Origin of the sequence: Saccharibacillus kuerlensis DSM 22868, from assembly GCF_000378145.1 — a bacterium.
In the GTDB taxonomy this organism is placed as follows: Bacteria; Bacillota; Bacilli; order Paenibacillales; family Paenibacillaceae; genus Saccharibacillus; species Saccharibacillus kuerlensis.
Window position 1 is genome coordinate 1 of the sequence record NZ_KB899300.1, and the last position, 13,338, is coordinate 13,338.

The window sequence follows — 13,338 nt, forward strand, 5'->3', positions numbered from 1 at the left end:
TCAACTCCGCTCGACTTGCATGTATTAGGCATGCCGCCAGCGTTCGTCCTGAGCCAGGATCAAACTCTCCATTAAAGTTGCGATTCCGAGGAATCGACTTATCTAGAAAGCACCATGTGCTCGTTAAAACGTGGCGGGAATTTTCATTCCCTATATTCTCTTCGCTTCAAGCTACGGTCCGAAGACTTTCACTTGTCGCGGAAACTCCAAATCACTATGCCCGGCTGGGTTAAGTGTTTTTCGTTTCTAACTCACTCATTGTTCAGTTTTCAAAGAACAAACCTTGTTGTGCTTGTTTCTTTTGTGCGTCACTGCATCTCAGCGGCGACTTTTATATCCTATCACAGTGGCGATCACTTCGTCAAGCACTTTTTTGAATTTCTTTTTCAGTGCTGATTTCCTGTTCGGTTGTGATGACTCTCTCTCGAAGAGCCGATTAATAATTTACCACGAACCAACCTAGCGAGTCAACACTTTTCTTCAAAAAACTTAAAAGCTTTTTTCCGTTTCCTTTAATGGCCTTTTACACAACAAAAGCGGCTCGGAAGTCACCGGCCGCTTTTCCGCGCTATATAAGCCATCTTTGCATTATCGCTCTCCGCTGTGACGCTTGTCCCGCACGTACTTGGATAACTCCTTAGGAGGCGCAACTCTCGCATACATTTGAAAGATTGTCTGGTATCGTTTAGAAATGGATTCACGCATACCTTTATCCAAACGCTTGTCGCTGAGATCGAACAACATCTCGTCCAGCTCCTTGCGCAGCACATATCCAAATTCTTTGCACTCCATATCGTTGAACATCATACCGAGCATTACAGTCCCTCCTTCCTTCCGGATCGTCCTCAATGTTGATTTGCTATTTCAACTTTGATTTAACCCAAAATGAAGCAGGGATAACCTTTCGATGCGCAAAAGTTTACAAAAGTTAGCGAAGCAGGTGATAAGTAAATGTACTTTCAATAATCGCGGCTATAAAAAGGAGAATTACAATCCATATAGCCGCATTAAGCATTTCTTTCATCCCCTGCTCCCACCGTGCTGCCAGACGATCTCTTTTACCCGCTCCGAGACTGAACAAACTGCCTATAACGAGACCGCCAAATTTCAATCCGTATCCGCATGCGATTACGATTGCAGGGAGTTCAACAATTCCGTGAGGAAGCAGCCCCAGAAAGATGAGTTCCGTTATATTTTCGCCTTGTCTATGCGCCACTTCTACTACAAACCCCAATACCATTCCGTTTAGCAGGAGAAAACCTATTGGAGCCAGGCCGAAGAATGCACCTAACAAGATCACAGCTATCGACTTGATTGCATTATTTAAGAAGATGAAGGTAAAAAAACTCAGCTCTACATGATCGGACTGCTCCAGCGACTTGGAAACCGATTGCAATCCTTCTAATTGGGAGAGAAGCAGCTGCTGCAGATCTTCCGCTCGTACCGCACCGATTGCAATTCCCGCGATAAACAATACGGCTGCGCTCAGCATGTAACCTTTGTTGCTTCCTAATCCTTTTATGAAGTTCCAAAACGACAATATTGCCATGATTCCCTCCTTTACTCTGAACCCCCGCCTTTATTCGTCTTTTTTACGATAGCTTGCGCCACCTCATTGTACATTCCACCGGTAACCGTATCCGCTTTATAGACAGACGGCGAGAAGTCGGGTTCTGAAATGTGATTGTCCGGTACACCAAGAGGGATTTGAGCCAAAAGCTCGGTATGCAGCGTTTCGGCCAATCTGCCTCCGCCTCCACGTCCGAAAACATAGTCCCGTTCTCCGTTTTTCTCATAGTAAGCCATATTCTCGACGACTCCCAGAATCTCGTGCCCGGTTTGCAGTGCCATAGCGCCCGCTCTAGCCGCAACAAACGCTGCTGTGCCGTGTGGAGTCGTAACGATGATCTGTTTACTCTGAGGCAGCAGCTGATGGACATCCAGCGCAATATCGCCGGTTCCTGGAGGGAGATCCAACAGCATGTAGTCAAGATCGCCCCATTCTGTCTCTTCAAAGAACTGTCTCAACATTCGCCCTAGCAGGGGACCACGCCAGACAACAGGATTATTTTCACGAATAAAGAAGCCCATGGACATTACCTTGACGCCAAAACGTTCAACCGGGCGCAGCAGTCCGTCAATCACTTCAGGACCTTCTTCGATCCCCATCATGTCCGGCACACTGAATCCGTAAATGTCCGCGTCAATCAGACCTACCTTTTTCCCGCGGCGGGCTAAAGCAACAGCCAGATTGACCGCTACAGTAGACTTCCCTACTCCGCCTTTGCCGCTTGCTACAGAAATGAATACGGTCGGGGAATCCTGGCTCAGCAGCGGAAGATGTTCAAGTCCCGCTGCATGCCCTTTAACCAGCACGGGATCTTCTTCGGGTTCATCTTCTTCGTCAGACCTAACTTGACTGTCTTTAATGATTGCCCGGCTGCGTTCTTTCTCCATATCTGTCGCTTCTTTGAATCGGATATGGACATTCTCGACCGCCAGCGACTGCAAAATGGAACGGATCTGCGTCTCCAGTCCTTGTCGGGTTTCTTCTTCATTATTCAGGCATACGACACTCAGTGATACCCGTCCTTCGCGAATAACAACATCACGGATTAGCCGCAGGTCGGATAAACGCACACGATAGACCGGATCTATCACCGCTTCAAGCGCTTCCACAACTTCTTCTCTTGTTACCATGCTGTTCACCCTCTCTCCCCGTATACGGGGAAATCTCATTCTTATTATACATGAAATAAAAACACCGAACCGCTCTCCCCTTTCAGGAAAACGATCCGGTGCTCCATCTTGAGTTCTATGCAAATCTACTGTCTAAGCTTATACCTGTTCCGCCAAACGTTCTCTCATGCCTTCGATCAGCACTTCCGCTACTTCCGGACGTGTGAATTCAGGAGGCGGGCATTCTCCATTACGCAGCAGAGCGCGGACTTTGGTACCAGATAGAGTCAAATGTTTTTCTTTGCCGTGCGGACATGTCTTGCTTGTCGCCATATTGCCGCAGTGCGTGCAGAAGAAGCTGTGCTCGAAAAAGAGCGGGGTAATATCCAATTCTTCCGGTTGGAAGCCAGAGAAGATTTCTTGTGCTTCATATGTGCCGTAGTAGTCGCCTACACCTGCATGATCGCGTCCTACGATAAAATGTGTACATCCGTAGTTTTTGCGTACGATAGCATGGAAAATGGCTTCTCTTGGGCCTGCATAGCGCATAGCTGCCGGGAATACGCCAAGAAACGTTCTTGCGGACGGATAATAGTTTTCGAGCAGTACCAAATAACTTCTCATTCGAATATCTGCAGGAACGTCATCCGACTTGGTCTCCCCCACAAGAGGATTTAGGAAGAGGGCATCGACTGTCTCCAAAGCGGATTTTTGAATGTACTCATGCGCTCGGTGAACCGGATTACGGGTCTGGAAGCCAACAACGGTTTTCCAACCTTTTTCCGCAAAGAGTCTTCTTGTCTCCGAAGGATCGAAATAAAACTCGTTAAAACGCTCGGGCTGCGGACGATTGAGCACCTTCACTTTGCCGCCAATGCGTTCAACCGGACGTTCATACAGCTTCTTGACTCCCGGATGCTCTTGATCGTCTGTTTTGAACACATTTAGAGCTTCCTTCTCGCGATCGATACTGTAGACACTCTCCACATCCAAGATTGCATATACGACTCCATCTTCTTCTCCTACAAGCGCTACTCGTTCACCTTTAAGTGAGACATCGGCACCTTCAAGGGGAAGCGTAATCGGGATGCTCCATACGGTACCATCCGCCAAACGCATACGACTGACCACACTCTCGTAGTCCTCTTCATTCATAAATCCTGTTAGCGGAGAAAAAGCGCCTACAGCAATCAAATCAAGATCGGACAGCACCCATGCATTAATCGGAATTTGCCGAAGCGTACGGGCCTCTGCAAGCAGTTGTTCGCGTTCCTCTCCCTCAGCGAGAAGATTGATCAGAATGCCGCCGTGCGGCTTGATAGAAGTCATATTCGGCAGTCGCTCCTTTGTCGGGTTCTTAAGCTTCTCTTACTTATGCAATCCGCATTCTGTCTTGTCATTGCCCGCCCAGCGGCCAGCACGAGGATCTTCTCCTGGCATAACCTGGCGTGTGCACTGCTCGCAGCCGATACTTGGGAAATTGCGATCATGCAGCGGGTTGTAGATTACATCGTTGTCCCGGATATATTTCCATACATCTTCGCTCGTCCAATCGGCCAACGGATTAAACTTCATCAAGCCAAACTTGTAATCGTACTCTACTTTTTTCGAATTCGCACGTGTTGGAGCCTGATCGCGACGAATTCCGGTAATCCAAGCATCGTAACGCGACAGATTTCGGGTCAACGGCTCAACTTTGCGGATATTGCAGCATAGGTTGGGATCGATAGTCCACAGCTTCGGCTCATGCTTCGCATCCTGTTCTTCCGGAGTCAGCAGCGGCGATACACGTACGAAGTCCAGGCCATAGCGATCTACCATACGGTCGCGAGTTTCGTAAGTTTCTTTGAAGTGAAAGTCGGTATCCAAGTAGAAAATGTCTGTATCTGGACTGATGTGCTGCAGCATATCAACAATAACTACGTCCTCTGCTCCGAAGCTGCAGGCAAAGGTAAGGCTTGAATACTGCTGAGTAGCAAAACGGATTACTTCTTCTGCGCTTAAATGCTCCAACTCTTCGGCTTTCACACGGGCAAAGTCTTCTTTTTCCAGCAAGTTCATTGTTTAAACCCTCCATCTCTGAATGGCAAATTAAATAGATTGAAATCCCATACGGCAGCTGCGGAAAAGAATAGCCGGCGGGCAGGCAGTTATAAGGTCACTTGACACTTTAGCGAATTAAACCAACTATTCTAATCTGAATTATGATAAGTATAAAACTTTCGCCGTAAACAATCAATTCTTTATTTCAAAATGAGAAAAACTTTTTTTGATGTTTGCTACTTGGACAAAACTTACTTGAATGTAGTTGTAAGAAAAGCAGGATCCCCTACTGTAGATACAACAAAAAAACCCAGCCACAAGGGGCTGGGTTTGTAGAAACGAATATTAACGCTTCGAGAACTGTGGAGCGCGACGTGCGGCTTTGAGACCGTACTTTTTGCGTTCCTTCATACGTGGGTCACGAGTCAGGAAGCCCGCTTTTTTCAGCGAACCGCGCAGCTCAGGATCTGCTTTAAGCAGAGCGCGCGAGATACCGTGACGGATAGCGCCGGCTTGGCCCGAAGTGCCACCGCCGTGTGCCAGTACGATTACATCGTACTTGCCAATCGTTTCAGTCAGGTTCAGTGGTTGGTTGACGATCAGTTTGAGCGTCTCCAGACCGAAGTATTCGTCGATTTCACGTTTGTTGATGACGATGCGTCCTTCACCCGGTACGAGGCGAACACGTGCTACCGAATGTTTACGACGACCAGTCCCATAGTATTGTACAGTTGCCATGAAAGGGTCCTCCTTTTATTTAGCCGCGAAGTTCGTAAACTTCCGGTTTCTGTGCTGCATGTGGATGCTCTGCTCCGGCATACGCTTTAAGTCTAAGTTTCATTCTGTCGCCCATACGAGTTTTAGGAAGCATGCCGGCTACAGCAAGTTCCAGAATACGTGCTGGCTTGTTTTTGATCATTTCGCCCGCGCTTGTTACTTTCAGACCGCCCGGGTGCATCGAGTGACGATAGTACTTCTTGTCCTGAAGCTTGTTGCCTGTCAGGTGGATCTTCTCTACGTTGATCACAACGACGAAGTCGCCGCCGTCAACGTGAGGAGTGAATTGTGTTTTGTGCTTGCCGCGGATGAGGGCAGCAGCTTCGCTAGCCAGACGGCCCAGCGTTTTGCCTTCGGCGTCGATGATGTGCCAGTTGCGCTCAACTTCGCTCGGCTTAGCCATGTAGGTAGTACGCATGAATAAGTTCCTCCTTCTAATCTTTGCATTAAATTCGTTTTTCGGTGTCAGAACGTTCCATGCCGCCGGGCTAAGATCCGGGGCTGCCGGAACGATTTATGTTTGCGATCATGGATAATTAAAAGTTAAAACAGTTGGTACTGCCCGTTTTCTTGATTGGGGGCCGTGGGAAGCCTTCAAGAAAACACAACTTTTATTCTACATGATTATTTCGCAAACCGCAATACATTTAAAAACAATTCCCTAAAGAACTTTCAATTACTGCGGCAGAAGATCGCCATAGTCTACATTCCACAGCGCCAACCCTTTACTTACTGCTGTTGGTCCAGCTGCTGCACGGTCGCAAGCGAGCAGAATAGTCTTCATATCCTCCGGTCTTCGCTTGCCTTCTCCCACCTGAAGAAGAGTACCGGTAATAATACGGACCATATGCTGCAAAAACCCTGTTCCCGTTAGAAAGATGTGAATGAACCCCTGATCAGTCGTTCCAGGCCGGCAGGTGCTCACGTCCACTTCAATCCAGGCTTCAAGCAAAGTGCGTACATGATTGGTCTTCTGCGAATGTCTGGAAGCGAACGACGTAAAGTCGTAAGTCCCGATCAGATACTGAAGTCCTTCTCTCATGTCTTCAATGTTCAGCTGCGGTGCAGGATGATGAAACTGCATATGCCGCTGGAACACATCCGGGAAACGGTTCGCATTGATTGTATAACGATACGTTTTACGCTTAGCTGCATGCCGGGAATTAAACTCAAGCGGAACTTCCCATGAACGGGTTAAGACGATATCTTGAGGCAGCCGGGCATTGAGCGCCAGCGGCCAGCGATCCGCAGGAATTTGCGAAGAAGTATGGAAGTTGAACACTTGAGCATACGCATGCACACCAGCGTCGGTCCGGCCCGAAGCAATGATCTTGGGTTTATCGCCGGTTAGAGCCAGAATGGATGCTTCCAGTTCGTCCTGGACGGTCTGCCCGATCGGCTGCGTTTGAAAACCGTTGTAATGGGTTCCGTCGTAAGCGACGGTCATGCACAGGTTGCGCAAGAGATCACCTTCCTCGTTCTTCGAGTCAAAAAAAAAGAAACGGCTCTGCCGCCTTGGACAGGCGGCATACGTTTCTCGGGAATCCAGTGGGCGGGGTCACCCCCGGCCCGAACCGTTACACCGACGACTAGGCGCGGTCAACCAGTTCCAGGTAAACCATAGGTGCTGCATCGCCACGGCGAGGTCCCAGCTTCAGGATACGAGTGTATCCGCCCGGACGGTCCGCATAACGCGGTGCCAGATCAGCGAACAGTTTTTGGATTGCATCTTGCTCACCATCGATCGTTTCGCGACGAACGTATGCAGCCACTTGACGGCGTGCATGCAGATCTCCACGTTTGGAAAGGGTGATCAGTTTTTCAGCAACGGAGCGGGCTTCTTTCGCTTTCGCTTCCGTCGTTTCGATACGCTCATACAGGAACAGGTCGGTTACCAGGTCGCGAAGCAGAGCTTTGCGCGCGCTGGAGTTACGTCCCAACTTTTGGTATGCCATTGTTTTCCCTCCTTCACATAATGCTCTTCGTTCTTAGTCTTCTTGACGAAGACCGAGTCCCAGCTCTTCGAGCTTCTCTTGAACTTCTTCCAAAGACTTGCGGCCCAGATTACGAACCTTCATCATGTCTTCTTCGGATTTCGTGGTCAGCTCTTGTACCGTATTGATGCCGGCACGTTTCAGACAGTTGTAGGAACGCACGGAGAGATCGAGTTCTTCGATCGTCATCTCCAACACTTTTTCCTTCTTGTCTTCTTCTTTTTCGACCATGATTTCCGCGTCGCGAGCTTCGTCGGTCAGACCCACGAAGAGCAGCACGTGCTCGGTCAAAATTTTGGCGCCCAGGCTTACCGCTTCTTCCGGACGAATGCTGCCATCAGTCCAGACTTCAAGTGTCAGCTTGTCGTAGTTTGTGACTTGTCCAACCCGAGTGTTTTCCACTGCGTAGTTTACGCGGGAAATCGGGGTGTAGATCGAATCGATCGGAATAACACCGATCGGTTGATCGTCATGTTTGTTTTTGACGGACTGGACATATCCGCGGCCGCGGCCAGCGAAAATGCGCACATGCAGTCTCGATCCCGGTGCCAGAGTGGCGATATGCAAATCCGGATTAAGGATCTCCACATCGCTATCTGCGCGGATGTCGCCGGCCGTTACAAGACCTTCGCCTTCCGCGTCGATTTCCAGTACCTTTTCTTCATCGGAATGAATCTTCAGCGAAAGAGCCTTCAGATTCAGAATGATTTCCGTTACGTCTTCCGTAACGCCGGGGATCGTCGAGAATTCGTGCAGAACGCCGTCGATTTGGACCGAAGTGACCGCTGCGCCGGGAAGCGACGACAGCAGGATGCGGCGAAGCGAGTTTCCAAGCGTCGTACCGTATCCACGTTCCAAAGGCTCAACGACAAATTTACCGTACGTGCCTCCGTCATTGATCTCTACGGTCTCAATTTTCGGCTTTTCGATTTCTATCACTACAATACCCCTCCTTCAAAACGTCGCTTCCGTGAAACCAAGCATACTGAACACATAATGCTTATGAATACTATACGCGGCGACGCTTAGGAGGACGGCATCCGTTGTGAGGAACCGGAGTTACGTCCTTGATCAGGTTGATTTCCAGACCTGTAGCTTGCAGCGAGCGGATTGCCGCTTCACGGCCCGCGCCAGGACCTTTAACCATAACTTCAACAGTTTTCAGGCCGTGTTCCATTGCGGCTTTAGCAGCTGTTTCGGCAGCGAGCTGAGCGGCAAATGGAGTCGATTTACGGGAACCTCTGAAACCGAGATTACCTGAGCTTGCCCAGGAGATCGCGTTTCCGTGCGGATCCGTAATGGTAACAATCGTATTGTTAAACGTGGAACGGATGTGTGCCACGCCAGATTCGATATTTTTACGGTCGCGACGTTTCGTACGTACGACTTTTTTAGGTTTAGCCATTTTCAGTTATCCCCCTTTCTTACTTCTTCTTGTTCGCTACAGTACGACGAGGACCTTTACGAGTACGAGCATTCGTTTTCGTACGTTGTCCGCGTACCGGCAATCCACGACGATGACGGATACCACGATAAGATCCGATCTCGATCAGACGTTTGATGTTCAGAGACACTTCGCGACGCAGGTCGCCCTCTACCTTCACATTAGCGTCAATCGTTTCACGCAGCTTGCTTACCTCATCCTCAGTCAGATCGCGAACACGAGTGTCCGGGCTGATTCCTGTTTGGCTCAGGAGTTTTTGGGAAGTCGTTTTACCGATTCCGAAGATATAAGTCAAGGCGATCTCAACGCGTTTGTCACGTGGCAAATCCACACCAGCAATACGAGCCATTACGCTACACCCCCTTCTAAGTTATCCTTGTTTTTGTTTGTGTTTCGGATTTTCGCAGATTACCATGACATTCCCTTTGCGACGAATGACTTTGCATTTTTCGCAGATTGGTTTGACCGACGGTCTAACCTTCATGATTATTACCTCCTCAAAAGCATTCGGTTTAATCGTGCACGAACGCCCCGGCCGGACCGGAATCGTTCCAAGCACTAGAACGTTGTATATCCAAAAAGCGACGTATCCTTATTTACGGTAAGTGATACGGCCGCGAGTCAGATCGTAAGGCGATAACTGTACGACCACTTTGTCTCCCGTCAGAATACGGATAAAGTGCATGCGCAGCTTTCCGGAAACGTGAGCGAGAATTTGATGACCGTTCTCGAGTTCCACCTTGAACATCGCATTCGGCAGCGGTTCGATAACCACGCCTTCGATTTCAATGACATCTTCCTTGGCCATAATCATTCTCCTTTCTGCTTAGCATTCTGTGCGTCGGATTCCATAAACACGTTAACTGCATGGCGCAGCTTCGCATTTGTAACCCTGCCGCTCTCCTGCAAACTGTTTACGACTTCGCTGCTGATTGCCGTCTGGGATTCAAGGTGCAGCGGATTCTTCTTCTTTGGACGGTCAAACTTGCGTTTGTGTCCATCTGCGATCCAAATCCCCTGTTCCTCGTCCAGCCTTACGACCACCGCCACCTGCCCTGCATCGCGGCCTTTCCGGATCTTCACGAGTTGACCGATCTGCAGGGGATGTTCCTTTTTCAAGTGTATCACCTACGCGCTCAATTTTGTGAAAATTTCCAGTCCGTCTTTCGTAACCGCCACTGTGTGCTCAAAGTGAGCGCACAGCGAACCATCTACTGTTACGACGGTCCAGTTGTCCTCCAGCGTCCGAACCAGTCTTCCGCCAAGGTTAACCATCGGTTCGATTGCCAGCACCATACCGGGTTTGAGCAGCGGACCGCGACCCTCGATGCCGTAATTCGGTATCTTCGGTTCTTCGTGCAGGTCACGACCGATGCCGTGACCGACGAACTCCCGAACAACCGACATTCCAGACTGTTCGATATGGCGCTGAATCGCATGCGAAATGGTAAACAGACGCACATCCGGCTTCAAAAGTGCCAGTCCTGCGTACAGGGAGCCTTCCGTAACGTCCAGCAGCCGCTGGGCTTCCTCGGAAATACGCCCTACCGGGTAAGTCCAGGCGGAATCGCCATGGTATCCGCGATACTGCGCTCCGATATCGATTGATACGATATCGCCTTCCCGAAGCTTGCGCTCGCTGGGGAATCCGTGTACCAGCTGGTCGTTAACCGACGCACAAATGCTGGCCGGAAAACCATTATAGCCTTTGAAAGACGGCACCGCATCCTGGCTGCGGATGGTTGCATCGGCCAGCGCATCAAGTTCGGCCGTCGTAACGCCCGGTTCGATCGCCCCTGCCAACACTCGGTGAGTCTCAGCCACAATCCGTCCCGCTTCTCTCATAAAGCCGAGCTCCGTTTCGGACTTGCAAATGATCATTACAGTTAACCTCGCAGTACGGACAGGATTCCTTCCGATACCGTACCGATCTCCTGGTCTCCGTCGATCTGCCGCAGCAAGCCTTTGTTTGCATAGTAATCGATCAGAGGCGCCGTTTTGCTTGCATATTCCTCAAGCCGTGTGCGTACGCTCTCTTCGTTGTCGTCCGGACGTTGGTAAAGTTCCCCACCGTCTTTGTCACACACGCCATCTTGCTTCGGCGGGTTGAAGATCACATGATAGGTCGCTCCGCAAGTTTTGCAGATGCGGCGACCCGTAATCCGAACAAGCAGCTTCTCCGGATCAACGTTCAGATTGATAACATGATCAAGCTTACGGCCAGACTCGAGCAAAAGTGCATCCAATGCTTCGGCCTGCAGCAGAGTTCTCGGAAATCCGTCGAGCAAGAAACCTTTTTCGCAATCCGGCTGGCTTAGCCGTTCGCGGACGATACCGTTCGTTACGTCATCCGGTACGAGCAGCCCTTGATCGATGTATTCTTTCGCTTTTACTCCGATTGGAGTTCCCTCTTTGATCGCCAGACGAAATGCATCGCCCGTCGAAATATGAGGAATGCTGAATGCATCTACAATGACCTGTGCCTGTGTTCCTTTACCTGCCCCGGGAGGCCCCATGAATAGAATGTTCACGTCATGTCCACTCCTTACGTCTTACCCATGCATGCCTAACAGCACAAAAGGCGCCGGGCGAGCGCATGGAGTCGGACCCGTCCGGAACCTGAGCTATTTATTGATAAAACCTTTATAGTGCCGTTTAATCAACTGACTTTCGATTGTCTTCATCGTATCCAGTGCTACCCCGACGACGATCAGCAGCGAAGTGCCGCCAATTTGAACCGACTGGGGAAGGCCGGAAAGCGAACCGAATGCAATCGGCAGTAGAGAAATTACAGTTAGGAAGAGTGCGCCGGTTACAGTGAGTCGCGACATCACGCGAGTGATGTACTTCTCAGTTGCTTTACCCGGACGAACTCCAGGAATGTAGCCGCCATTTTTCTTCATGTTCTCTGCCATCTGCTGAGGATTAATCTGCACGAAGGTATAGAAGAACGTGAAGCCGATGATCATGACTGCATAAAGCACCATGCCAAGCGGTTGGCTGTGGTTCAAGTTATTTTGCACCCATTCTGCCCACGCGTACGTTGACCAGAAGTTTGCAAGGATAACCGGGAATTGCAGCAGAGATATGGCAAAGATAACCGGGATAACACCCGCAGCGTTAACTTTCAACGGAATGTGGGTATTTTGACCGCCGTACATTTTATTGCCGACGACCCGTTTTGCATATTGAACCGGAACTTTCCGGATCCCCTGCTGAATAAAAATAACACCGATAATAATTAGGATCAAGACAAGAACAATAATCACGGTCTTCATTGCGTTCAGGAACGTTTGTCCGTCTACGATGAAATCGGATTGAGCTGTTGTCGAGATATAACCTGGAATGTTTGCAACGATACCGGCAAAGATCAGGATCGAAATCCCGTTACCGATACCTTTTTCTGTGATCTGCTCGCCCAGCCACATCAAGAGGGCTGTACCGGCAGTCAAGACAATTGCAATCAGAATGTAGTCGACGGTCGTGGCATTCGGAATCATTTCCGATTGATAAATACGGTTGAATCCGATTGCCGTGGCGAACGCCTGAATCAAACCCAGAACTATGGTGCCGTATCGGGTGATCTGCGCCAGCTTTTTCTTTCCGTGTTCACCTTGTTTAGACCACTCGGTGAATTTCGGAATGACATCCATCGACAGCAGCTGTACGATGATCGATGCCGTTACGTACGGATAGATGCTGAGCGCGAAGATCGAGAACTGCATAAGCGCCCCTCCGGAGAAGGTGTTAAGCAGCCCCATCAACTGGCTGCCGGCCTCATTGGCCGACTGGAGTACGTCCGTGTTAACTCCCGGAACCGGGATGAACGTACCGATACGGTAGATGACCAAAACCATCAGCGTAAACAGAATTCGTTTACGGAGGTCGTCGACCCGCCATATATTCTTCAGGGTATTGAACATTAGATCACCTCGGTTTTACCGCCGGCAGCCTCGATTTTCTCCACCGCAGATTGAGAGAACTTGCTTGCTTTGACAGTCAACTTAACTGTCACATCGCCATTACCGAGAATCTTGATGCCGCTCTTTGTATCTTTAACGATACCTTGTTCCTTAAGCAGCTCAGGAGTTACTTCGGTGTTTTCTGCAAAGTTGTTCAGCTCTTCGATGTTCACGATGGCATATTCTTTACGGGTTGGATTAACAAACCCACGTTTTGGCAAGCGACGATACAGCGGGTTCTGACCGCCTTCGAAGCCTGGACGAACACCGCCGCCGGAACGAGCGTTTTGGCCTTTATGACCGCGACCGGCTGTTTTACCCGTACCGCTACTCGTACCGCGACCGATGCGTTTGCGCTCTTTAGTCGAACCCGGAGCTGGAGAAAGCTCATGTAACTTCATCGTTCGTTGCACCTCCTTGATTCATTCTATTGGTTCGC

The 13,338-nt window shown here is 49.7% G+C and carries 19 protein-coding genes and 1 rRNA gene; all 20 read right to left on the reverse strand.

Annotated features, from left to right (window positions below; translation table 11 throughout):
- Nucleotides 1-75, reverse strand: a 16S ribosomal RNA gene (locus F456_RS0117405); the annotation flags it as partial.
- A 513-nt stretch (nt 76-588) separates the two neighbouring features.
- Nucleotides 589-816, reverse strand: a complete 228-nt coding sequence (locus F456_RS0117410) for a hypothetical protein (RefSeq protein WP_018978333.1) — start codon at nt 814-816, stop codon at nt 589-591.
- 112 nt (nt 817-928) lie between these two features.
- Nucleotides 929-1,549, reverse strand: coding sequence for a stage II sporulation protein M (locus F456_RS0117415; RefSeq protein WP_018978334.1), 621 nt, complete (start codon nt 1,547-1,549; stop codon nt 929-931).
- 11 nt (nt 1,550-1,560) lie between these two features.
- Nucleotides 1,561-2,700 (reverse strand): Mrp/NBP35 family ATP-binding protein, encoded by a 1,140-nt coding sequence (locus F456_RS0117420; RefSeq protein ID WP_018978335.1) that lies wholly within the window; start codon nt 2,698-2,700, stop codon nt 1,561-1,563.
- 138 nt (nt 2,701-2,838) lie between these two features.
- Nucleotides 2,839-4,008, reverse strand: a complete 1,170-nt coding sequence (sat, locus tag F456_RS0117425) for a sulfate adenylyltransferase (protein WP_018978336.1) — start codon at nt 4,006-4,008, stop codon at nt 2,839-2,841.
- Between the two features lie 39 nt (nt 4,009-4,047).
- Complete coding sequence (locus tag F456_RS0117430) at nt 4,048-4,740, reverse strand: phosphoadenylyl-sulfate reductase (protein ID WP_018978337.1); 693 nt, start codon at nt 4,738-4,740, stop codon at nt 4,048-4,050.
- 327 nt (nt 4,741-5,067) lie between these two features.
- Entirely contained in the window at nt 5,068-5,460 is a 393-nt protein-coding gene (gene rpsI, locus F456_RS0117435) for a 30S ribosomal protein S9 (RefSeq protein ID WP_018978338.1), read from the reverse strand.
- Between the two features lie 19 nt (nt 5,461-5,479).
- Complete coding sequence (rplM, locus tag F456_RS0117440) at nt 5,480-5,917, reverse strand: 50S ribosomal protein L13 (RefSeq protein ID WP_018978339.1); 438 nt, start codon at nt 5,915-5,917, stop codon at nt 5,480-5,482.
- Between the two features lie 258 nt (nt 5,918-6,175).
- Entirely contained in the window at nt 6,176-6,961 is a 786-nt protein-coding gene (gene truA, locus F456_RS0117445; protein WP_018978340.1) for a tRNA pseudouridine(38-40) synthase TruA, read from the reverse strand.
- Nucleotides 6,962-7,088: 127 nt separating this feature from the next.
- Nucleotides 7,089-7,454, reverse strand: coding sequence for a 50S ribosomal protein L17 (gene rplQ / locus F456_RS0117450; protein ID WP_018978341.1), 366 nt, complete (start codon nt 7,452-7,454; stop codon nt 7,089-7,091).
- Between the two features lie 33 nt (nt 7,455-7,487).
- Entirely contained in the window at nt 7,488-8,432 is a 945-nt protein-coding gene (locus tag F456_RS0117455; RefSeq protein ID WP_018978342.1) for a DNA-directed RNA polymerase subunit alpha, read from the reverse strand.
- A gap of 70 nt (nt 8,433-8,502) precedes the next feature.
- The gene (gene rpsK / locus F456_RS0117460; protein ID WP_018978343.1) at nt 8,503-8,898 is read right to left on the reverse strand and encodes a 30S ribosomal protein S11; all 396 of its coding nucleotides are present in this window, start codon (nt 8,896-8,898) and stop codon (nt 8,503-8,505) included.
- A gap of 19 nt (nt 8,899-8,917) precedes the next feature.
- On the reverse strand, nt 8,918-9,286 hold the full coding sequence (gene rpsM / locus F456_RS0117465; RefSeq protein WP_018978344.1) for a 30S ribosomal protein S13: 369 nt from the start codon (nt 9,284-9,286) through the stop codon (nt 8,918-8,920).
- Between the two features lie 21 nt (nt 9,287-9,307).
- Complete coding sequence (rpmJ, locus tag F456_RS0117470) at nt 9,308-9,421, reverse strand: 50S ribosomal protein L36 (RefSeq protein WP_003333770.1); 114 nt, start codon at nt 9,419-9,421, stop codon at nt 9,308-9,310.
- Between the two features lie 108 nt (nt 9,422-9,529).
- The gene (infA, locus tag F456_RS0117475) at nt 9,530-9,745 is read right to left on the reverse strand and encodes a translation initiation factor IF-1 (RefSeq protein ID WP_018978345.1); all 216 of its coding nucleotides are present in this window, start codon (nt 9,743-9,745) and stop codon (nt 9,530-9,532) included.
- A 2-nt stretch (nt 9,746-9,747) separates the two neighbouring features.
- Complete coding sequence (locus F456_RS0117480; protein WP_018978346.1) at nt 9,748-10,056, reverse strand: KOW domain-containing RNA-binding protein; 309 nt, start codon at nt 10,054-10,056, stop codon at nt 9,748-9,750.
- 9 nt (nt 10,057-10,065) lie between these two features.
- On the reverse strand, nt 10,066-10,818 hold the full coding sequence (map, locus tag F456_RS0117485) for a type I methionyl aminopeptidase (protein ID WP_018978347.1): 753 nt from the start codon (nt 10,816-10,818) through the stop codon (nt 10,066-10,068).
- Between the two features lie 5 nt (nt 10,819-10,823).
- Entirely contained in the window at nt 10,824-11,468 is a 645-nt protein-coding gene (locus tag F456_RS0117490; protein ID WP_018978348.1) for an adenylate kinase, read from the reverse strand.
- 93 nt (nt 11,469-11,561) lie between these two features.
- Entirely contained in the window at nt 11,562-12,860 is a 1,299-nt protein-coding gene (gene secY, locus F456_RS0117495; RefSeq protein WP_018978349.1) for a preprotein translocase subunit SecY, read from the reverse strand.
- Complete coding sequence (gene rplO, locus F456_RS0117500) at nt 12,860-13,300, reverse strand: 50S ribosomal protein L15 (RefSeq protein ID WP_018978350.1); 441 nt, start codon at nt 13,298-13,300, stop codon at nt 12,860-12,862. Before rplO ends, secY begins: the two co-directional genes overlap by 1 nt.
- Nucleotides 13,301-13,338: the final 38 nt, after the last annotated feature.